The sequence below is a fragment of the Spiroplasma endosymbiont of Colias croceus genome (assembly GCF_964020095.1).
GTDB lineage: Bacteria > Bacillota_I > Bacilli_A > Mycoplasmatales > VBWQ01 > Spiroplasma_E.
Map to the genome: position 1 here is coordinate 1,513,789 of NZ_OZ026536.1, position 22,526 is coordinate 1,536,314.

Consider the following 22,526-nt stretch of genomic DNA (forward strand, 5'->3'; position numbering starts at 1 on the left):
CAAAATTATAAAATAAATTTTAAAATTATTAATTGACTTTTAAAAAATTTAATTACGGAATATGTCTTTAGAACATTATATCTTGGTATAATGGCTGGAAATAAAGAAAAATATTTAGAAGAATATAATCATTGTAAATATTTAATTAATAATGGTCAATATGAACAATTAATTAACTATTTATATAATCAATTAGATAATCATAAAAAATTAAAAAAACAATACTTTAAAAATAATAAAGAAGATATTGAAAATCAAGGTGCAAAGTGAAATATTGGTTGTTTTACAGAAACTAATATTTGGCATGTTTTAAAAGAAATGCTTGGTAATAGAACATATAATATTTCAATTTATATTAAAATGGTTATTTTTAAATGTAATAAGATAAATTTTGAAACATAATTTTATATAAAAATTTCTAATTAAAAATATTTTAATAAAAAATAAATACTTTACATATACTTAATAAGTTAAGAATTTTTATTGTGTATAAATATTAAATTTATTTTAGTAATTTTTAAAATTAAGTATTTTAGTTGAAATATATTTTAAAAAATAGTAAGATGAATGTACAATTTCATAAAAATCCAAATTATTTCTTGTCTAAAATTATAATAAAAATATATAGATTTAATTTATTCCGGATTTTTGACAATCTCCCATGGTGGTACACCTAATAAATTATCATTAGAAAATCGTTTATTAATGACTTTAGAATATTGAAGAGAATATCGAACTTATTTTCATATTGCTAAAAGTTATGGAATTAGTGAAAGTAGTTGCTATAGGAATATCAAGTGAATAGAAAATACTTTAATAAAACATCCTGATTTTCAACAACTTGATGGGCAAAAATCACTGTTAAATAATAATTTTAAAGATAAAACAGTTATCATTGATGTGACTGAAAGTACTATTCAACGCCCAAAAAAAGTCAAAAACAATATTATTCAGGAAAAAAGAAAAAACATACAATAAAAACTCAAGTCATAATTGAAAAAGATAGTAAAAAAATTATAAGTTCTTATTTTTCTTATGGTAAAAATCATGATTTTAAAATTTTAAAAAATTCAAAAACGAAATTTTTATCAGAAACAACTATTTTAGTAGATTTAGGATATCAAAGTATACAAAACATACATAAAAATGTCTTATTACCTAAACGAAAATCAAAAAAAACCCTTTAACTAAAGAAGAAAAGAAAAATAATAAGGCTATTTCAAAAATGAGAGTTTTTATTGAACATGTTTTTGCGATTCTTAAAAAATTTAAAATTATTAGTGAAAAATATCGAAATAGAAGAAAAAAATTTGCATTAAGATTTAATTTAATAGCTTCAATTTATAATTTACAATTATTAATTTAAATATATTTGATAATTTAATATTTTATTTTTTTATTTGAAATAATAATTTTTGTTGTATTTTAATGACAAAAAATAAAACATATTTTGAACAATAATTTTTAAAAAATATTAAAAGTGTTATTAAAATAAATTTTTAAACTTAAAAAATGTGATTAATATCATAGTTTTGCAAGAAGTCTAATAAATAAATTGGTCCCATATCACGCGCTCAACTATCTTGATATTTAATATCGATTAATTTGATAGTTGGATCTAATAGTTTGCGAGCTTCATTTCAATTACTTTTATTAATAATAATTTTTACTGGTTCATGCTTATTGATTGAGTTAGCTATTTTTGCAAAAACAGTTCGTGCTGGTTGACATTCTTTTTGTTAATTATCTTTCATAAGCGGTCAAATCATTCATGTGCCTTTATGTTCTATTGATTCAATTGGGGCAAAAAAACCATCTTTTTTTGGTGTTGATGTTAATAATTTGCTCATAATTTCCTCCCCCTTTAAGTAGTACTATTTATAATAGTGGATTTATGTAACCCCTATTCTATATATAAATAGTATTTTTATTATAAAATATTTTATTTACAAAATAAAATTTATTTCATAATAAAAGTGTTAAAATTAATTGAATATGATTTTATTTATCATTTTAATTAGTAAAATTAATGTAATATAAAGTATGATTTTTGTATATTATTTGTAATACATTTTATACATGCTATTATTTAGCAATAGTTTATCTCAAATATTAGAGATAAACTATATGCATTATTATAGCTAATTAACAAGAGATTTTAGAAATTGTTAATTAACTTTTTCAAATAAATTATAACTAATTTATTTTAGAATTGTTCCTTTGCTTATTTTAATGAAAATTTAAAATAAAAAATTCAAAAAAATATGTTTTTCAAGGACATTGTTTTATTTTTAATAAAATAAATGGGTTTTTTATTTGAAAGGATGTAAAAAAGTGCCTACAGAAATTCAAGAAATAGGTTCTGATAATAAAAAGCAAAAAAATATTAAGGATTTTAGAAAAGAAATAACTTCTAAGATTACAAGTGCAAAAATAGAAAAAAATATTGCAAACAATTAATAAAAACAATTAATAGTGATGACCTTACTATATTTTTTAATAGTTTAATTAAAGCAGATTCATTACTTTGCTTTTTAAATATTGTTCATCATCTTTAGACATATTCCGTAATTAAATTTTTTAAAAGTCAATTAATAATTTTAAAATTTATTTTATAATTTTGTTATTAACAATAAATTTAGAAAAGTGTTGATAAAAATGATTTTTGAAAATTTAAAAAAATTAAAAAATGAAGAATTTTATAGATATTTTGGTATAAAACGTTTTCATTTTAATGAAATGTTAGAAAAATTAATTGAAATAGAAAAATTAGAAAAAAATAAAGGTCGAAAAAATAAACTTTCAGTAGAAGAAAGATTAATGATGACTTTATTATACTGAAAAGAATATTATACTTTTTTTCAAATGAGTATTAAATCTAAAATGAGCCCATCAAGTTGTTTTCGAAATATTACTTGAGTAGAAAATAAACTTAGTAACCACAAAGATTACCAATTTTTAAAAGAAAGATATAAATTAAAAATTGATAAAAAACAAGAAAATTCAAATGAATTTCAATTTTATTTAATTGATTCAACTGAGATTGAAATTGAAAGACCAACTAAAAAAAACTACAGTTAGAATATTTTTCTGGTAAAAGTTGAATGTATTCTATAAAATTTCAAATTGTATATGATTTTTTTAATAAAAAAATTGTTGATATTTTTGCTGATAATGGTAAAGTGCATGATTTTCAAATATTAAAAAATTCAAATCTTGAATTTTCAGAAAAAACAATAATTATTGGTGATTTAGGATATCAAGGTATACAAAATATTTATAAAAATACAATAATACCAATTAAAAGAACTAAAAATAAAAAATTAACTAAACAAGAAAGAAAATACAATAAGATTGTATCTAAAATTAGAATTAAAGTTGAACATGTCTTTGCTTGATTGAAAAGATTCAAAATTTTAGTAAATAAATGTAGAAAATCTAAATTTAGACTTATGTACTTAAGATTTAACTTACTTTGTGAAATTTTTAATAAAATAAAACCATTAAAATAAAAAAAATATTAAAAATATTTTTTTAAAATTTAAATTTTTATCGAGTTAATATAAAAATATTATTAACAATTTTTTGCTTAAAATGTAAACTCATTTTTTAAACTATTTTTTCAAAAAATATTTATTTCTATATTCAATAACACTAAATAGTTTTAAAACAATTTTATTGACAATTAATTAAATTTAATTACGGAATATGTCCTTTATAAAGAATTATTTTCTCTTTATAATAATAAAAAGTTTTTAATATTTGATGAACTTTTATTAGAAAATTTAATAGATTCATTAGAATGAATTGAGAAAGAACAGCAAATTTTTAATGAAGAACATAACTTAATTATTGAATTAAAAAATATAGTTAAAGAATCATTTCCAGAGCAATATTTTGAAATTATAAAATTTAAACAAGAACAAGCACGAATTAATTTTGATTACTTTTTTCCTGAATTAAAAATTCCTGATAATGCGATTAATTTTTGAAAACAAATTATACAAGAAGAAAATCTAGAACAGTTTTTATCAGTAGAGTGAAAAGAAAAAATTGCTGAGTTGTGTAATGTTTTTATTAATTTTGAAAAAAATATTAAAAAATTTAAAATTATTGTTGAAAATTATCAAGAATTTATTTTAAATCATAAAAGAAATCTAGAAAAAGTTAAAGAATGTAGTGATCAAGTAGTATTAGTTAGTAATGTTATGAAAAGAAAACAATTTTTAATTGATTTAGAAGATTATAATAATGAAAATTACTATAATAGTTTTCAAAAAAAATTATCAAAAAGTATAAATGAATTAAAAAATTTTATTAATAATATTGAAGATTCTAAGATAATGAATTACTATTATCAATTTCTTATTTTTAATAGTACTGAACAATTTGCAGCAGATAGTTTAGAATGAAATATTAATAGAATATGTGATGCTATCAATAATGAATTTACTATATTAGACTTCTTGCAAAACTATGATATTAATCACATTTTTTAAGTTTAAAAATTTATTTTAATAACACTTTTAATATTTTTTAAAAATTATTGTTCAAAATATGTTTTATTTTTTGTCATTAAAATACAACAAAAATTATTATTTCAAATAAAAAAATAAAATATTAAATTATCAAATATATTTAAATTAATAATTGTAAATTATAAATTGAAGCTATTAAATTAAATCTTAATGCAAATTTTTTTCTTCTATTTCGATATTTTTCACTAATAATTTTAAATTTTTTAAGAATCGCAAAAACATGTTCAATAACAACTCTCATTTTTGAAATAGCCTTATTATTTTTCTTTTCTTCTTTAGTTAAAGGGTTTTTCTTTGATTTTCGTTTAGGTAATAAGACATTTTTATGTATGTTTTGTATACCTTGATATCCTAAATCTACTAAAATAGTTGTTTCTGATAAAAATTTCGTTTTTGAATTTTTTAAAATTTTAAAATCATGATTTTTACCATAAGAAAAATAAGAACTTATAATTTTTTTACTATCTTTTTCAATTATGACTTGAGTTTTTATTGTATGTTTTTTCTTTTTTCCTGAATAATATTGTTTTTGACTTTTTTTGGGCGTTGAATAGTACTTTCAGTCACATCAATAATAAATGTTTTATCTTTAAAATTATTATTTAACAGTGATTTTTGCCCATCAAGTTGTTGAAAATCAGGATGTTTTATTAAAGTATTTTCTATTCACTTGATATTCCTATAGCAACTACTTTCACTAATTCCATAACTTTTAGCAATATGAAAATAAGTTCGATACTCTCTTCAATATTCTAAAGTCATTAATAAACGATTTTCTAATGATAATTTATTAGGTGTACCACCATTTTTAAACTTTTTTACTTCTTCTGTCTTTAAAATTTCTACAATTTTATTAAAAATAATATCATTTATACCAGTTAATCTTAATAATTCTGGATTGTTAATAGTTTTTAATTTATCAAACATCATAGATTACCTATCTTTTTTATTTTTAATTTTATTTTAAAAATTAAATTTTTAATAGATAGGTTTTGCAAGAAGTCTAATATTTATTGTTAATATTTGATTTTTATTTTATTTAATTTATCATCAAAAAGAGCAGACAAATAGATTCACTAATATTTATAGTCAAATTAATTTAACAATATACATAACTATTACTGCCCTTATTTTTTGAGTGTGGATATTTATTGATAGTGTTTCAAAGTTAGATTTAGAACTTAATTGATTTTGAAAATTGAATAATTTATCTTTATTTTGTTCCTTTTTAGATCATTTAGTATCACCAATATTGATGATTATTTTTTTAATTTTAACGTTTAGAAAAAACAAATTTAATATCAATATTAAAAAACAATTTATATTAGTGGTTATTTATCCAATTATTTATCTAACTTATATTTATATTAGAGCCGGTATTTTACAAGCAAATGATGTTAAAAATTTTATTTATCCTTATAACATCCTCAACTTTAATTATTCAATTATTGGAATTCCATTATGAATTAATAGTATCTTAGTTATAATGTTAATTATTAGTACTATTATTAGTACTACATTATTTTATTTGTGAATTAATAAATTTTATTATAAAACAATTAAAGAACAAATAATAATGCAAATAAAGTAATATTTCTGCTAAATCTTAACAATAAATATTAAGCTGATTCATGGTAAAATATAAATATATATTTTAATATTTTAAAATAGGTGAGGTAAGATGGCATTCTTAAAAAGAATCGAAGCATATGGTTTTAAGTCATTTGCAGAGCCTTTAACAATAGAATTTGATACTAATATTGTAGGTATTGTTGGCCCTAATGGTTCTGGGAAGTCTAATATTAATGATGCTATTCGTTGAGTTTTAGGTGAACAATCAGTTAAATCATTACGTGGTGAAAATAGTGAAGATATAATTTTTAATGGTGCTAAAGGAAAACAACCATTAAATAGTGCTCAAGTTACTTTAGTTTTTGATAATACTAATAAAATATTTAAAGTTGATTTTAATGAAGTACAAATTACTAGAAAAACTTTTCGTAATAGTTCAGAAAATGAATATTACATTAATAAAGCTCGTGTTCGTTTAAAAGATGTACAAGAAATTATTATGGGTACAGGTTTAGCTAAAGGTTCACTTGCAATTATTAGTCAAGGTAATGTTTCACGATTTGCTGATTCTAAGCCAGAAGAAAGAAGAACTTTATTTGAAGAGGCTGCTGGTGTTTCAAAATACAAAAAGAGGAAAGAAGAGTCATTACGTAAATTAGAGCGTACTAATGAAAATTTAGTTCGAGTTAATGATATTATTAGTGAAATAAGTAGAAAAATTGAACCATTAGCAAAACAAGCACAGAAAGCTAAAACTTATGTTGAATTACGTGATAATTTAAAAAAATATGAAATTACTATTATTGTTAAAGATTTGGAGACATATCATAATCAATTAAAACTTACAACAGTTAGTATAAATGATAATGAAATTTTACAACAACAACTTAATTTAAATATTAGTAAGAATGAACAACAATTAAAATTTTTAAAAAATAAAAGTTATGATTTAGATAAAAACATTAATAGTTTAGAAATGAATTTATCTAATGTTAATAGTTTATTGCAAGTTTTAGAACAACAAAAATCGTTAATGAAAACAAAACAAAGTGAAATAAAAGATCAAACAGAAGTTGAAAAATTAAAAAATGAAATTGAAACTTTGCTTACTATTATTGAACAAAAAACTTTTTTACAAAAAAAAGAACAAGAAAATTTTGATAAAATTAATAATTTATTTGAAGAACTAAATGTTCAACATCAAGATTTAATTTTAGGACAAAATAATATTCATCGTGGTTTAGGTGAAAAAAAAGCACAATTAGAATCGGTAATTAATTATCAACAACGACAAAATCAAAAATATTTGGGTGTTCAAACAATTTTAAATAATAAAGATAAACTATATGGCATCATTGGAGTAGTGAGTGATTTAATTTCGGTGCCCGATCTTTATAGTGAAGCGATTGTTAAAGTATTGGGCAATACTTTAAAAAACATTGTTACGGCGACTAACAAAGATGCAACCAAGGCTGTTGAATTTTTAAAACAAAATAAAGCGGGAATTGCCACTTTTTTACCTTTAAATTCAATTCAAGTTCGAACAGCGACTAAAGAAGATGAAATTATTGTTAATAATAAATCAGGTTATTTAAGTTTTGCTCATCATTTAGTTACAGCAGTTGATAATAGAATTCAGCCGATTATTAATTTTCTTTTAGGTCGTACTATTATTTGTGAAGACTTAGAAAGCGCAAGAGTTATTTCACAATTAATTGCTGCTAAATACCAATGTGTAACTTTAGATGGTCAATTAATTAAAGCTGGTGGTGCTATTGTTGGAGGTTATCAACATCAAAATAGTATTAATGTTTTTAAAGAAAAGTTAATAGTTTCTGAATTAAAAGAAGAAATTAAATCATTAGAACAACAATTAGTTAATATAAATGTCCAAAGAACAAGTATTGAAAGCGAATTAAATAATTATCAAGGTCAAAAGTTGACAATTACTTTAACAATAAATAAACTGATTAGTGAAATTAGTGATATCACTAATCAATCACAATTATTAACTACTCAATATCAAACATTAACTGGTAAAAAATTAGATATTGATACTACAAACCAATTAAATGATATTTTTATTCAATATGAAAATTCTAAATATGATCAAGCAACAATAAAAAGTCAACTACAATTAATTCGTAAACAGAAACATCAATTATTAGAACAAATGCAAAGTTTAGAAAATGAATTATATAGTTTAAATCAAGAACATTTTATGACTAGTGATAAATTAAATAATCAAAAGCTTGAACAAGTAAAAATGGAGTCAAAAGTAGAACAACATTTAAGACGTTTAGTTGAAACTTATAATTTAACTTATGAATATGCTAGAGAACATTATAGTGAACCATTAGCAGACGAACAACAAGCACGTAATTTGGTACAACAATTACGTAGTGAAATTGAAGATTTAGGATTTGTAAATATTAATGCTATTGAAGAATTTGAAAATGAAAATGAACGTTATTTACGTTTAAAAACTAAACATGATGAATTACAATTAGCATCACAATCTTTGTTAACAGCCATTGATGAAATGGATAATGTTATGGTAACGCAATTTGATGAAACAATGAAAGCTATTAATATGGTATTGCCCGAAACATTTCAAACTTTATTTGGTGGAGGAACTTGTAGTTTACGATATACATCACCTGATGATATTTTAAATACAGGTGTGGAAGTGCTTGCTAATCCTCCTGGTAAAAGAATTAGTAATTTAAACTTATTATCAGGTGGTGAAAAATCATTAGTTGCATTAGCAGTATTATTTGCTATTTTAAAAGTCAAGCCGTTGCCATTGACAATATTAGATGAGGTTGAAGCACCATTGGATCCAGCAAATTTAGAGCGTTTTGCTAGATATGTTCGTAGTTTTTCACAATATACACAATTTATTATTGTTACTCATCGTCCAGGCACAATGGAAAATTGTGATGTATTATATGGTACAACTATGCAAAATCAAGGAATTACGAAAATGGTAGCCATTAAATTAGCAGATGCTAAAAAAATTATTGAAAGCGATAAATCAGTGAAAAATGTTAATTATGTCGTTTAAATTTTATGTTATATTAAAAATAAATTTATTAAAAACAGACCTATTTCACAGGTCTGTTTTTAATAAATTTAAGTATTATTATTTTTTATTGTGATGAAACATTAACGATTCATGTTGGTGTTAAACTAACCATATCAATAACAACTCCATTACCATTATCATAGTCAGAAATTTGTCATATGTATCATTGTGCAATTAATATTGCTGCAACTGCACCAATTATTGGAGCTAATGCTGGTAAGGCAACACCTAGGACAGCAGAGACTGCTCCTATTCCCGAACCAATCGCATTATTTAATTTATGTAATAGACTTCTTGCAAAACCTATCTTTTTTATTTTTAATTTTTAAAATAAAATTAAAAATAAAAAAGATAGGTAATCTATGATGTTTGATAAATTAAAAACTATTAACAATCCAGAATTATTAAGATTAACTGGTATAAATGATATTATTTTTAATAAAATTCTAGAAATTTTAAAGACAGAAGAAGTAAAAAAGTTTAAAAATGGTGGTACACCTAATAAATTATCATTAGAAAATCGTTTATTAATGACTTTAGAATATTGAAGAGAGTATCGAACTTATTTTCATATTGCTAAAAGTTATGGAATTAGTGAAAGTAGTTGCTATAGGAATATCAAGTGAATAGAAAATACTTTAATAAAACATCCTGATTTTCAACAACTTGATGGGCAAAAATCACTGTTAAATAATAATTTTAAAGATAAAACAGTTATCATTGATGTGACTGAAAGTACTATTCAACGCCCAAAAAAAGTCAAAAACAATATTATTCAGTAAAAAAGAAAAAACATACAATAAAAACTCAAGTCATAATTGAAAAAGATAGTAAAAAAATTATAAGTTCTTATTTTTCTTATGGTAAAAATCATGATTTTAAAATTTTAAAAAATTCAAAAACGAAATTTTTATCAGAAACAACTATTTTAGTAGATTTAGGATATCAAGGTATACAAAACATACATAAAAATGTCTTATTACCTAAACGAAAATCAAAGAAAAACCCTTTAACTAAAGAAGAAAAGAAAAATAATAAGGCTATTTCAAAAATGAGAGTTGTTATTGAACATGTTTTTGCGATTCTTAAAAAATTTAAAATTATTAGTGAAAAATATCGAAATAGAAGAAAAAAATTTGCATTAAGATTTAATTTAATAGCTTCAATTTATAATTTACAATTATTAATTTAAATATATTTGATAATTTAATATTTTATTTTTTTATTTGAAATAATAATTTTTGTTGTATTTTAATGACAAAAAATAAAACATATTTTGAACAATAATTTTTAAAAAATATTAAAAGTGTTATTAAAATAAATTTTTAAACTTAAAAAATGTGATTAATATCATAGTTTTGCAAGAAGTCTAATGTATCATGATTTAATCCAATAACATGGTAAGCAAAATAATATTGATAATAGTTTTCGCCACCTGCATATGTTGCTACGTTATTTTTTGTTAGATATTTTCAAACGTTATTTTCAGCAGTAATATTAGATAAATCAACATTACTTACTTTTTTTATATCTTGGTTTAAAATAGTATTAACAGCTTCTGTTTTTTGATTAGTCTTTAAGTTACTACTTAAATTTCCTACAGTTGTACCAAGTGTTAAAACACTTAGGGCAGTAATTAAATTTTTCATTTTAAACACCTTCTTTATATATGTGATAAATTAAAAGGATATTTTGGATTAATAATAGTTTCTATAAATTTTAGGAATGATAATATTAATCCAAAACTTGGAAATATTTTCTATCCATCTTAATTTTAACACTTTAAGTATTAATATAAAAGGCAAGAAAAATTAGTAATATATTAATTAATATATTGTTATAATATTATTTTTAAATTTTGGTAATTTATTAGGATTAGTAATTCCTGAATAATTTGCAAAGTTACTATGTTCTCTTACTTTTTTTACATTTCATGTTGAAAGGTCTTGATCAAATAATTTAGCGCCATAAAACATAAAATTCATATATACTGCATTAGAAGTATTTCAATTTGAAAGGTTTTGATTGAATGAGGTTGCACCATAAAACATAAGACTAAAACGGTTTATATTAGATACATTTCATGTTGAAAGATCTTGATTGAATGAAGTTGCATTTGCAAACATAACAAAAGTACTTTTTACATTAGAAACATTTCAATTAGTAATATTACTATTAAATGAAGTGGCTCCATTAAATGTAAAATTCATATTTGTTATATTGGAAGTATCTCATGTTGAAAGGTCTTGATTGAATAAGGTTGCACCTGTAAACATATTTTTTAAAGATGTGATTTCTGGTGGTAATTTGTCAGGTACTTTTTCAATTGTTCTTGGCATTCTAACAACTTGAATTTCTTCTAATGTATTTTTAAAAAATCCAATTTGAATAATTTCTTTACTATTTATCTTTGATAGGTCTCTTTCACTAGTTGTTATTTGTTTGCCATCTTTGTCAATATAAATTGTGTCTTGTTGAGTTTTATTTTGAATATAGTTAGTTGTAATATCATTTTTTTGTATAGTTGAGTTTAAGAAACTTGTTAAATTTCCTGTGGTTGTTGCAAGTGTTAAAAGACTTACTGCTATTAATAATGTTTTCATTATGAAAACCCCCTTTTTATTTTTTCCAATAACTTCTTAAATTTAAGAAGTTAACTACATTTTAGTGTTTTTAAAAATAAATGCAATTAACTATTTTTGTATATTTGTATTAATAACAAATTATGAAATACTACAATAACTATTATCTTTGTTTATTGAATTTTGTTTATTTTGTGTATCATTAGCATTTATTTTAATAACATCTAATTTGTCATTTACTTTTTCTTTTTTAATATTTTTATTTTTTTCTCTTTCTTTTAATAAATCTTGTGTGTAATATATATTAACTATTTCAGTTATTGATGGCATAATTTTAATTCCCCTTTATTTTAAAATTAAAAATTCAATTACTTTAAAACTAAAGTTAATTATAAACTTATATTATGTAAGTTTATAATTGAATTATATATTTAAAATATATAATTTAAATATATTTTTGTACAAAATTAAAATTTAAATCTAAGTTATTAAACTTATTTCATTAGTTGTTATAATTGAAATATATTTAATATAATTTAGAGAGGTATTTATTATGGATTTTTATATTATACTTTGAATATTTTTAATATCATTAACTATTAATTTTATTTTCTTTATGATAGCTTTTATTTTTAAAACTACTATTTTAACTGATATTATTTATTGTTTAAGTTTTATTTATTTAAGTGTGATCATCGTTGCGTGAAAGCAAAATTTTAGTCCTGTCCAAATTTCGTTGTTTGTTCTTTATAATATTTGAGCTCTAAGATTAGGTAGTTTTTTATTATTAAAAATTATTAAACATAAGGTTGAATATCGTTTTGATAAAATTATTATTAATTTTTGAAAATTTAGTATTTTTTCAATTTTACAAGGAATTTCAGTTTTTATGATTAGTATTCCTACGGTTTTTGCATTAAGTCTTGATATTGGTTATTTTAATAGTACATTTAATAATTACTTACTTATTTTTATTATGCTTGCTATTTTATTTTTAGTTATTGAGACAATTGCAGATTGACAAAAGTTTAGATTTTCCTTAAAGAAAAAACATGATTTATTTTTTATTAATTATGGTTTATGAAAAGATTGTCGTCACCCTAATTATTTAGCAGAAATTGGGTTTTGATATATGATGACAGCATTGTTTATTTGTGATTTATTATTTAAAAATATTAATAGTGATATAAATTATTTATTTCATTTATTATGATTATTAAGTCCGTTGTATTTTAATGTTGTAGTAATTAATATTACCGACATACCAATATGAGAAGTAAAACAATGACAAAGGTTCCACTCTAATGAAGATTATTACAAATATTTAAATGAAACTAGTTGTGTAATGTGTTATATTGGTAAAAAAGGTCCAATTAATAAAGTAGACATATTCCGTAATTAAATTTTTTAAAAGTCAATTAATAATTTTAAAATTTATTTTATAATTTTGTTATTAACAATAAATTTAGAAAAGTGTTGATAAAAATGATTTTTGAAAATTTAAAAAAATTAAAAAATGAAGAATTTTATAGATATTTTGGTATAAAACGTTTTCATTTTAATGAAATGTTAGAAAAATTAATTGAAATAGAAAAATTAGAAAAAAATAAAGGTCGAAAAAATAAACTTTCAGTAGAAGAAAGATTAATGATGACTTTATTATACTGAAAAGAATATTATACTTTTTTTCAAATGAGTATTAAATCTAAAATGAGCCCATCAAGTTGTTTTCGAAATATTACTTGAGTAGAAAATAAACTTAGTAACCACAAAGATTACCAATTTTTAAAAGAAAGATATAAATTAAAAATTGATAAAAAACAAGAAAATTCAAATGAATTTCAATTTTATTTAATTGATTCAACTGAGATTGAAATTGAAAGACCAACTAAAAAAAACTACAGTTAGAATATTTTTCTGGTAAAAGTTGAATGTATTCTATAAAATTTCAAATTGTATATAATTTTTTTAATAAAAAAATTGTTGATATTTTTGCTGATAATGGTAAAGTGCATGATTTTCAAATATTAAAAAATTCAAATCTTGAATTTTCAGAAAAAACAATAATTATTGGTGATTTAGGATATCAAGGTATACAAAATATTTATAAAAATACAATAATACCAATTAAAAGAACTAAAAATAAAAAATTAACTAAACAAGAAAGAAAATACAATAAGATTGTATCTAAAATTAGAATTAAAGTTGAACATGTCTTTGCTTGATTGAAAAGATTCAAAATTTTAGTAAATAAATGTAGAAAATCTAAATTTAGACTTATGTACTTAAGATTTAACTTACTTTGTGAAATTTTTAATAAAATAAAACCATTAAAATAAAAAAAATATTAAAAATATTTTTTTAAAATTTAAATTTTTATCGAGTTAATATAAAAATATTATTAACAATTTTTTGTTTAAAATGTAAACTCATTTTTTAAACTATTTTTTCAAAAAATATTTATTTCTATATTCAATAACACTAAATAGTTTTAAAACAATTTTATTGACAATTAATTAAATTTAATTACGGAATATGTCCAGTGAAAAAATTAATATATAAAAAATAAGAACATATGTTCTTATTTTTTATATATTAATTTATTAAATTCTTTTTATTGCACTATTAACAAAATCTTCATTTGGATCAAATTTAGTTTCGTTATTAATATTTGATAATTTTTCTTGCTCTGTTTTAGTAACTTTATTAGGCATTTGTATATCAAGAATAACATGTAAATCACCACGTTTACTACTATTAGGGTAATAGAATCCCTGATTTTTTAAAGTAATTTTGTCACCGTATTGTAGTCCTAATGGTAATTTATGTTTAATTATTCCTTCAAAGGTAGGAATCATAATAATATTTCCCAAAATAATATCTAAGTAAGATACTGGTAATTTAATATACATATCACTACCTTGACGATCTAAGAAAGCATGTCGCTTAATATTAATACCAACAAATAAATCGCCTTGAGTGCCACCATTATGACCAATTTTACCTTTACCTTTAATTCTAATTTGTTGACCATCAAAAATACTGCGAGGAATATCAAATTCTAATTTTTGATTTTCAATATAATAGCGATGTCCTTTGCATTTTAAACATTTTTGACGAATAATTTTACCAAGTCCTTGACATTGGTTGCAAACACCTTGATGTCTAAACATACCTAATGGTGATTGTTGAACATATTCAAGAACTCCTTTACCTTTACATTTATCACATGTACTAATATCATTAGGAGTTCTAGCACCAGTTTCTTTACAATCCTTACAAGCAACATCAATGTTAATACTAATGGTCATTTTTTTGCCAAAGAATACATCACGATAACTAATTTCAACTTTTGTTAGGATATTATCACCTGGTGTTTTACCATTATAGCGTTGTTGTTGTTGTCTTCTATTACCACCAAATAAGTCACCAAATAAGTCACCAAATGCCGAACTAAAGTCACCGAAACCACCAAAGCCACCGAAGCCAGAAGAACTACCAACTCCGGGCATATCATGACCAAATTGATCATATTTTGCTCTTTCATTAGTATCAGATAAAACTTGATAAGCTTCACTTATTTCTTTAAATCGAGCTTCATCACCACCACTTGGTGAATCGGGATGATATTTTTTTGCAAGCGTACGAAACGCTTTCTTAATTTCATCTGGAGTAGCATTACGCGAAACTCCTAGAATTTCATAATAATCACGTTTTTTACTTGCCATTTTGTCCACCTCTAATTATTTTATTTAGTTGTTGCGTCAACATCAATAACATCATCACTTTTATTATCATCTTTTTTAATATGATCTGTTGGTTCTTGTTTTTGTTGGTTCATAAATTGTTGTGCAGCAGCAAATGCTTGTTTTAATTGTTCTAGTTTTTCTTTTAAATCATCATATTTTTTTTCATCTAGTGATTTTTGTAAGTCATCACGTAGTTTTTTCATTTCAGCAATTTGTGGATTTTCTGCTTCGCCTTCTTTTGCTGATTTAGTAACTTCAGCAGTCATTTTATCAATATCATAAATATAGGCTTGTGCTTGATTAGATAATTCAATTTCTTCTTTATGTTTTTCATCGTTTTCACGATTCTTTTCAGCATCTTGTACCATTTTTTCAATTTCGTCTTTACTTAAAGTACCACTATTGCTAATAGTAATTTTTTGTTCTTTATTAGTTTTTAGATCTTTAGCACTAACAGATACAATACCATTAACATCGATATCAAAAGTAACTTCAATTTGTGGAACACCTCTTGGTGCTGGTTCGATACCACTTAATTGGAAACGACCCAGTGAATGATTATCTTTAGCTAGTGGACGTTCTCCTTGTAAAACACTAATATCAACAGCGGGTTGATTGTCTTCAGCAGTTGAAAAAACTTGTGACTTTTTAGTAGGAACAGTAGTATTACGAGAGATTAATGGCGTCATTACTCCTCCTAAAGTTTCAATACCTAATGATAAAGGAGTTACATCTAATAGTAAAACGTCAGTAACATCACCCGATAATACTCCTCCTTGAATAGCAGCACCCAAAGCTACTACTTCATCAGGGTTAACACCACGATGTGGTTCTTTACCAATTTCGTTTTTAATAACTTCTTGCACAGCTGGGATTCTTGTTGAACCACCAACTAAAATAACTTCATCAATTTCATTTTTGCTTAATTTAGCTTCTTTTAAGGCATCACGAACAGGAGCAATAGTTCTTTCAACTAGTGATTTTGTTAGTTCATTAAATTTGGCACGTGTTAATTTTTCATTTAAATGTAATGGACCTGAGGCATTCATTGAAATAAATGGTAATGAAATATCAGCTTGTACTACTCCTGATAAGTCTTTTTTTGCTTTTTCAGCAGCATCTTTTAAACGTTGCATTGCCATTTTATCTTTTGATAAGTCAACACCATTACTTTTTTTGAATTCACTAACTAAATGTTGAACAATTAAGGCATCAAAGTCGTCACCACCAAGTTTGTTATCACCACTAGTTGATAATACTTCAAATGTTCCACCTGCTAATTCTAGAACTGAAACGTCAAATGTTCCACCACCTAAGTCAAATACTAAAATTTTGTGATCTTTATCTTGTTTGTCTAAACCATAAGCGATGGCAGCAGCAGTTGGTTCGTTAATAATTCTTTCTACTTTTAATCCTGCAATAATTCCTGCATTTTTAGTAGCTTCACGTTGTTCATTGTTAAAGTAAGCAGGAACAGTAATAACTGCTTTTGATATTTTTTTACCTAATTTTGATTCAGCAAAAGTTTTAATAGTGCGTAAAATTTCTGCAGATACTTCTTCTGGTTTACGTGTTTTAGTACCGGCTTTAACTGTTTCTTTAGTTCCCATAATTCTTTTAATTGAACTAACAGTATTATCTGGATCAGTAATAGCTTGACGTTTAGCAACTTCACCAACCATAATTTGACCATCTTTGTAAGCAACAACTGATGGTGTTGTTCTTCCGCCTTCGGCATTTTCAATAACTTTTGGCTTATCACCTTCCATTACGGCAACACATGAATTAGTTGTTCCTAGATCGATTCCTAAAATGATTTCTTTATTTGTTGTTTTATTTGTAGACATAATATTTTCACTCCTTAATTTTTCTTTGTTTCTGTTTTTTCTTCTTTAGTTTGAAAAACTTTAACTTTAGTGGTGCTAATGACACGATTATGCAATTCATAACCATTAGCTATAACTTCAACAATAGTATTATTTTTTACATTTTGATAAGCATTGTTTGTATTATCATTAATAATTTCTACTGCCTCATGTTGGTGAGAATTAAATTGATCTCCAACTTTAGCAGTAATTTCTTTTAAACCTTCTTTACCAAGTGCTTTAATTAATTCTTCATAGATAAATTTAAAACCAACTAGGAAATTTTGAACAGCTGCATTATCAGTTTTAAAGTTTAGTGCTCGTTGGAAATTTAATAAAGTATGAACTAAATCTTTAATAATTTTTTGGTTAGCATATTTAATGTGTTCTTTATTTTGAATTTCTAATTCTTTAATGGTATTTAATCTAGTAGCTAGCATTAATTGCTTTTGTTGTGAATTAATTTTATTAAGTTCTGTTGTTAATTCTTTAATTTTTGTTTCTAATTCGATTTCTTTATTTAATGATATTTTTTCTTCTTCGACACTTACTGGTGTTTCAGTAACAGGAGTTGAAATAGTTGTATCTTTAGTTTCTGTTGCTGATACGTTATCAATGTTATCTTTTTTAGCTTTTGTCATTTTATCATCTCATTTCTATTTAAAGTTTTTAATCAATGTTTGATTAATCCAATTTAGAATTTCAGTTAGTTTTTCATATTCTAAACGTTTAGGTCCAACAATTGCAATTTGTCCTTGTTCACCATCATGAACTTTAAAAGTAGTAGTAATCATTGCCATATCGTTATTTTCATTACCCAGTTCTTCACCAATTTTAATTTGTAGTTGATTATTATTTAATTCATCAAAATACATTCATGGTGATTGTGATTCAATGAATTTAATAATTGTTTTAACCTTATTAATATCATTAAATTCAGGATTTTCTAACATATATTGAACACCGTGTGTTGTTGATAGTGGTCGTGAGAAATTAATTAAAGTGTTAACAAATCCTTGAATAATATATTCTGATTTTTGTACTTGTTGTTCAAGGATTGGTTTTAATAAATTTACTTTCTCACTAATTTCACTAATTTTAGTACCAATTAATCTGGTGTTAAAAATATCAATGGCAATTGATAAATCGGTTAATGATGTTTCTTGAATATTAAACATTTTGTTTTGAACATGACCATTACTAGTAATACAAATTGTTAAAGCATTATCATTACTAATCGGTATTAATTCAATTTTTTTTAAAGTATCTTCATTAATATTAGGACCAGTAACAATACTAATCAAATTAGTCATTTCACTTAAAATACTACTAGTTTTATTTAATACTTCGGTAATTACTAAGTTACGGTTATTAAATACTTCTGCTATTTTTTTCTTCAAGATTTCTAGTTCTTGATGTTCACCCATATTCATTAAATTATCAACATAATAGCGATAACCTTTTGTTGAAGGAATACGACCACTAGAGCTATGTGCTTTTTCTAATAATCCTAATGTTTCTAATTCAACACATTCATTACGAATAGTAGCACTAGAAAAATTAATATTGTTATTATTTTCTAAAATAGTTTTGCTACCAATTGGTAATCCTGTTTTAATATATTTTTCAACAATGATTTTTAAAATTTGTGATTGTCTGTTACTTAACATTGTTCACCACCTTTTTTAGCATTCATTAACATTGAATGCCAATACTTATATAATTATAACTGAGAGTGTAATAATATCAAGACTTAATTGAATTTTATTTTTTTACTGAGAATAAACATATTGTCTTTATTGATAGTAATTATCATTCGTTTGTGGGGTATTAGTTCTTCTTTAATAATAGCTTGTGCGATAATAGTTTCAATATAGTGTTGAATATAGCGTTTAATCGGTCGTGCGCCATATTCTTCATCATAAGCATCTTTTAGTATTTTATTAACTACTTCTGATTCATAAGATAATTGTAAATTTTTTTCTTGTCTTAATCGCAATAATAAAGTATCTAATTCTTTAATAATAATTTCTGTTATAACTTTTTTACTTAATGGATTGAAGATAACAATTTCATCAATTCGATTAATAAATTCTGGTCGAAATGATTTTTTTAAGATATTTAATGCTTGCTCTTTGCTGTTATCTTTACCACTTAATAGTTCTTGTGAACCAAGATTTGAAGTCATAATAATTATTGTGTTTTTAAAGTCAATTAAGAGACCATGACTGTCTGTAATTCTACCTTCATCAAGAATTTGTAATAAAATATTTAATACTTCAGGATGGGCTTTTTCGATTTCATCAAAAAGAATGATACTATAAGGATTTCTTCTTACTTTTTCGGTTAATTGTCCACCGTTTTCATAACCAACATAGCCAGGAGGTGAACCTAGTAATTTGCTAACTGCGTGTTTTTCCATAAATTCTGACATATCAATACGAACCATATTTTTTTCGCTATCAAATAAAATATCAGCTAAGGTTCTAGCAACTTCAGTTTTTCCAACACCGGTTGGACCCAAGAAAATAAATGAACCAATTGGGCGATTGGGATCTTTAATGCCAGCACGAGCTCTAATTAAAGCATCACTTACCAACTGTAGGGCATTACTTTGACCTTTAATTCTCGTATTTAAAGTTAAGGGTAATTTTAATAATTTTTCTTTTTCGGTTGCTAATAAACGAGTAACAGGAATGCCAGTTCATTTTGCAACAACTTTTGCAATATCTTCACTAGTAACATCTTCGCGTAGTAAAGGATTATCTTTTTTTATATTTTCACTATCTTTAAGTTCTTTTTCTAAGTTGGGAATAATACTATATTGTAGTTCACCAGCTTTTGTAAAATTACCTGATAATTGATACAATTCTAATTCTGATTTAGCATTTTCTAATTTATTTTTTAAACTAGTAATATGGTCTAATGCTGACTTTTCTTTGATTCATTTATCTTCTAATTGTTGTAAAATATTTTTTTTAGTTTTTAATTGTTTATCGACTTCAATTAGTCTTGTTTGCGAATTTTCATCTTTTTCTTTGCTTAAGGCTGCTTGTTCAATTTTTAATTGTAAGACTTTTCTTCTTATATCATCTAAATCACTAGGAACCGAAGCAATTTCAGTTTTAATACTAGCACAAGCTTCATCAATTAAGTCAATTGCTTTATCAGGTAAGTAACGATCATTAATATATTTATTAGATAGATAAACAGCTTCTCTTAATGCACTATCATGAATTTTGACACCATGATAAGCTTCAAAACGTTCTTTTAAACCACGTAAGATAGCAGTTGTATCTTCTGTTGTTGGTTCTTTAATAATCATCTTACGAAATCTTCGTTCAAGGGCTGCATCTTTTTCAATGTATTGACGATATTCGTCAAGTGTTGTGGCACCAATACAACGTAGTTCACCGCGTGCTAACATTGGTTTTAGTAAATTAGAAGCATCCATTGAACCTTGTGTTCTACCAGCACCAACAATTAAATGTAGTTCATCAATAAATAAAATAATTTTTCCATTAGAATTTTTAATTTGGTTAATAACCGCTTTTAATCGTTCTTCAAACTCACCTTGGAATTTAGCGCCAGCAATTAGTGCTCCCATATCTAGTTCATAAATAATTTTATCTTTTAAGTTACTGGGAACATCACCACGAACAATACGTTGGGCTAAACCTTCAATAATAGCAGTCTTACCAATACCAGGTAAACCGATTAAGACGGGGTTGTTTTTAGTTTTTCGTGAGAGTATTTCTTCTACTTTACGAATATCTTCATCACGTCCAATAATAGGATCCATTTTTCCTGTTTTAGCTTGTACAATTAGATTACGAGCAAATTTATCAAGAATTTTAGGATCATTACTATAGTTAGGGATTTCATTTAATTGCATAATGTCACTCCTCTTTTTAGCACTATAATTACTTGATTGCTAATCATATTAATATACTAACAAATAAAATTAGCAGTTTCAAGTAGTAACTGCTAATTTTATATTTAATTGACTTAGGGATAAGTATTTTCAATTAAAGAAACTTAATATAATATTAATATTTGTGATAGATCTTGTAGGTATTTTAGATCTTAAATATATATTTCTCGTGTAAATAATATATATCATATTTTTAAAAGAATTGATATACTAATTACATAATTGCTAGATAAAAATAAAAAATAGTAATTTAATAACTTTTAAATATTAAATTTATAAGGAAATATTATGAAACAATTTAAACAAAAATTAATTTTATTACTTAGTGCTAGCAGTTTATTAGTAACCTCAGTATTAAGTATTAGTTTTAATAATAAAAATCATCAAACTAGTAATAGTAAAGTTAGCGGCTTTCATATTACTGTTAAGTCATCAAATCGTAACTTAGTTAATAGTATTAAATCTTGAAATAATGATTCACAATATTTATATAATAATGTTAAAAGTACACCATTAAATGTTAATTTTGATAGTTATGATCAAATTATTAATAATGATTGAACACATAGTAATATTGAAACCAATGATATTATTAATGATCAAGGTTATAGTCAATTAAAAAGTATTATTAATGATAATAGTAGTTATTTTAAAAATGCACAAGGTTTTCTTACTGCGGGTGCTTTTGGTCATACTTTTAATGAAAAAAGTAATAATTTAATTTTACAATATCATCAAACAATTAAAGAAAGTATTGATGCAGGACTTTTTGCAACAATATATGAAGCAAGTGACATTAATACTTTAATGGAAGTTCCATATAATTTACAACCAAGTACTAATTTTCAAAAATCTAATTTTGAAACGCGTGCTAAAATATTTCCAATTGGACCATTTGCAAATACTAAGGATAGTTTTAGTAATGAAATATTTGTTTTTTATGTGCATCCTCCTTTTAAAAAATCAGGATTAGAAATTTCTAGGGCGTATAAAGTTAATGGTTAGATTTAAAAAGAAGTTAAATGAGAGATAATACTCTCATTTTTTAATTGTTAAACAATTATAATTAATTATTTTATTAAACCAGCACTTTATTAAAGTAATTAATTATTACATAACTAAATAAAAAATTATGTAGGCTATTGTGCTGGAATTAACCAATAGTAATTTTTCTGTTGCTCTTTGAAAATTTCAGAAA

At 23.5% G+C, this 22,526-nt stretch carries 24 protein-coding genes; 15 read left to right on the forward strand and 9 right to left on the reverse strand.

The window, feature by feature from the left end; translation table 4 throughout:
* Positions 1-90: 90 nt before the first annotated feature.
* From AACL24_RS09460 to AACL24_RS09490, 8 genes are all read left to right on the forward strand, one after another.
* Complete coding sequence (locus tag AACL24_RS09460) at positions 91-402, forward strand: hypothetical protein (protein WP_339046412.1); 312 nt, start codon at positions 91-93, stop codon at positions 400-402.
* A gap of 246 nt (positions 403-648) precedes the next feature.
* Complete coding sequence (locus AACL24_RS09465; RefSeq protein ID WP_339046414.1) at positions 649-978, forward strand: transposase family protein; 330 nt, start codon at positions 649-651, stop codon at positions 976-978.
* On the forward strand, positions 975-1,187 hold the full coding sequence (locus AACL24_RS15590; protein WP_422398084.1) for a hypothetical protein: 213 nt from the start codon (positions 975-977) through the stop codon (positions 1,185-1,187). The genes AACL24_RS09465 and AACL24_RS15590 overlap by 4 nt, the downstream gene beginning before the upstream one ends.
* Positions 1,169-1,366, forward strand: coding sequence for a transposase family protein (locus AACL24_RS09470; protein WP_339049399.1), 198 nt, complete (start codon positions 1,169-1,171; stop codon positions 1,364-1,366). Before AACL24_RS15590 ends, AACL24_RS09470 begins: the two co-directional genes overlap by 19 nt.
* A 968-nt stretch (positions 1,367-2,334) precedes the next feature.
* On the forward strand, positions 2,335-2,460 hold the full coding sequence (locus AACL24_RS09475; protein ID WP_339046416.1) for a hypothetical protein: 126 nt from the start codon (positions 2,335-2,337) through the stop codon (positions 2,458-2,460).
* 198 nt (positions 2,461-2,658) lie between these two features.
* On the forward strand, positions 2,659-3,081 hold the full coding sequence (locus AACL24_RS09480; protein WP_339045912.1) for a transposase family protein: 423 nt from the start codon (positions 2,659-2,661) through the stop codon (positions 3,079-3,081).
* A 23-nt stretch (positions 3,082-3,104) separates the two neighbouring features.
* Positions 3,105-3,512, forward strand: coding sequence for a transposase family protein (locus AACL24_RS09485; protein WP_339045908.1), 408 nt, complete (start codon positions 3,105-3,107; stop codon positions 3,510-3,512).
* A 549-nt stretch (positions 3,513-4,061) separates the two neighbouring features.
* Positions 4,062-4,499, forward strand: a complete 438-nt coding sequence (locus AACL24_RS09490) for a hypothetical protein (protein WP_339046418.1) — start codon at positions 4,062-4,064, stop codon at positions 4,497-4,499.
* A gap of 139 nt (positions 4,500-4,638) precedes the next feature.
* Here AACL24_RS09490 and AACL24_RS09495 read toward each other — a convergent pair.
* Positions 4,639-5,468 (reverse strand): IS5 family transposase gene (locus AACL24_RS09495; RefSeq protein WP_339046420.1). Its coding sequence is split into 2 segments (ribosomal slippage): positions 4,639-5,072 and positions 5,072-5,468, totalling 831 coding nucleotides; the frame shifts between segments, so codons are not numbered across the junction.
* 751 nt (positions 5,469-6,219) lie between these two features.
* Here AACL24_RS09495 and AACL24_RS09500 point away from each other — a divergent pair.
* The 3 genes from AACL24_RS09500 to AACL24_RS09510 all read left to right on the forward strand — a co-directional run bounded on the left by AACL24_RS09500 (position 6,220) and on the right by AACL24_RS09510 (position 10,390).
* Positions 6,220-9,177, forward strand: coding sequence for an AAA family ATPase (locus AACL24_RS09500; protein ID WP_339046422.1), 2,958 nt, complete (start codon positions 6,220-6,222; stop codon positions 9,175-9,177).
* A gap of 179 nt (positions 9,178-9,356) precedes the next feature.
* Positions 9,357-9,527, forward strand: a complete 171-nt coding sequence (locus AACL24_RS09505) for a hypothetical protein (RefSeq protein WP_339046424.1) — start codon at positions 9,357-9,359, stop codon at positions 9,525-9,527.
* A 33-nt stretch (positions 9,528-9,560) separates the two neighbouring features.
* A protein-coding gene (locus AACL24_RS09510) for an IS5 family transposase (RefSeq protein ID WP_339046426.1) occupies positions 9,561-10,390 on the forward strand; the annotation gives its coding sequence in 2 pieces (ribosomal slippage) (positions 9,561-9,957 and positions 9,957-10,390; 831 coding nt in all).
* 139 nt (positions 10,391-10,529) lie between these two features.
* On the opposite strand, the gene AACL24_RS09515 is transcribed toward AACL24_RS09510, so the two are convergent.
* From AACL24_RS09515 to AACL24_RS09525, 3 genes are all read right to left on the reverse strand, one after another.
* Positions 10,530-10,847 carry a hypothetical protein gene (locus tag AACL24_RS09515; protein ID WP_339046428.1) on the reverse strand — a complete coding sequence of 106 codons (318 nt, stop codon included), beginning with the start codon at positions 10,845-10,847 and terminating at the stop codon, positions 10,530-10,532.
* 177 nt (positions 10,848-11,024) lie between these two features.
* On the reverse strand, positions 11,025-11,801 hold the full coding sequence (locus AACL24_RS09520; RefSeq protein WP_339046430.1) for a BspA family leucine-rich repeat surface protein: 777 nt from the start codon (positions 11,799-11,801) through the stop codon (positions 11,025-11,027).
* A 120-nt stretch (positions 11,802-11,921) separates the two neighbouring features.
* Positions 11,922-12,110, reverse strand: coding sequence for a hypothetical protein (locus AACL24_RS09525; RefSeq protein ID WP_339046432.1), 189 nt, complete (start codon positions 12,108-12,110; stop codon positions 11,922-11,924).
* A gap of 223 nt (positions 12,111-12,333) precedes the next feature.
* Here AACL24_RS09525 and AACL24_RS09530 point away from each other — a divergent pair, with 223 nt between their 5' ends.
* From AACL24_RS09530 to AACL24_RS09540, 3 genes are all read left to right on the forward strand, one after another.
* Positions 12,334-13,182: a DUF1295 domain-containing protein gene (locus tag AACL24_RS09530; RefSeq protein WP_339046434.1), complete on the forward strand. Its 849-nt coding sequence runs from the start codon at positions 12,334-12,336 to the stop codon at positions 13,180-13,182.
* A gap of 83 nt (positions 13,183-13,265) precedes the next feature.
* On the forward strand, positions 13,266-13,688 hold the full coding sequence (locus AACL24_RS09535; RefSeq protein ID WP_339045912.1) for a transposase family protein: 423 nt from the start codon (positions 13,266-13,268) through the stop codon (positions 13,686-13,688).
* A gap of 23 nt (positions 13,689-13,711) precedes the next feature.
* Positions 13,712-14,119 (forward strand): transposase family protein, encoded by a 408-nt coding sequence (locus AACL24_RS09540; RefSeq protein ID WP_339046436.1) that lies wholly within the window; start codon positions 13,712-13,714, stop codon positions 14,117-14,119.
* A 264-nt stretch (positions 14,120-14,383) separates the two neighbouring features.
* Here AACL24_RS09540 and dnaJ read toward each other — a convergent pair whose 3' ends face one another.
* The 5 genes from dnaJ to AACL24_RS09565 all read right to left on the reverse strand — a co-directional run bounded on the left by dnaJ (position 14,384) and on the right by AACL24_RS09565 (position 21,289).
* Positions 14,384-15,508, reverse strand: coding sequence for a molecular chaperone DnaJ (gene dnaJ / locus AACL24_RS09545; protein WP_339046438.1), 1,125 nt, complete (start codon positions 15,506-15,508; stop codon positions 14,384-14,386).
* Between the two features lie 20 nt (positions 15,509-15,528).
* A complete protein-coding gene (gene dnaK, locus AACL24_RS09550; protein WP_339046440.1) occupies positions 15,529-17,376 on the reverse strand; it encodes a molecular chaperone DnaK in 1,848 nt (615 codons plus the stop codon).
* 14 nt (positions 17,377-17,390) lie between these two features.
* Positions 17,391-18,035 carry a nucleotide exchange factor GrpE gene (locus tag AACL24_RS09555; RefSeq protein WP_281748893.1) on the reverse strand — a complete coding sequence of 215 codons (645 nt, stop codon included), beginning with the start codon at positions 18,033-18,035 and terminating at the stop codon, positions 17,391-17,393.
* 15 nt (positions 18,036-18,050) lie between these two features.
* Positions 18,051-19,064, reverse strand: coding sequence for a heat-inducible transcriptional repressor HrcA (gene hrcA, locus AACL24_RS09560; RefSeq protein ID WP_252320996.1), 1,014 nt, complete (start codon positions 19,062-19,064; stop codon positions 18,051-18,053).
* Between the two features lie 83 nt (positions 19,065-19,147).
* Positions 19,148-21,289 (reverse strand): ATP-dependent Clp protease ATP-binding subunit, encoded by a 2,142-nt coding sequence (locus AACL24_RS09565; protein ID WP_339046443.1) that lies wholly within the window; start codon positions 21,287-21,289, stop codon positions 19,148-19,150.
* A gap of 327 nt (positions 21,290-21,616) precedes the next feature.
* Between AACL24_RS09565 and AACL24_RS09570 the strand changes: the two genes are divergently transcribed.
* Positions 21,617-22,333 carry a hypothetical protein gene (locus AACL24_RS09570; RefSeq protein ID WP_339046445.1) on the forward strand — a complete coding sequence of 239 codons (717 nt, stop codon included), beginning with the start codon at positions 21,617-21,619 and terminating at the stop codon, positions 22,331-22,333.
* Positions 22,334-22,526 lie beyond the last annotated feature (193 nt).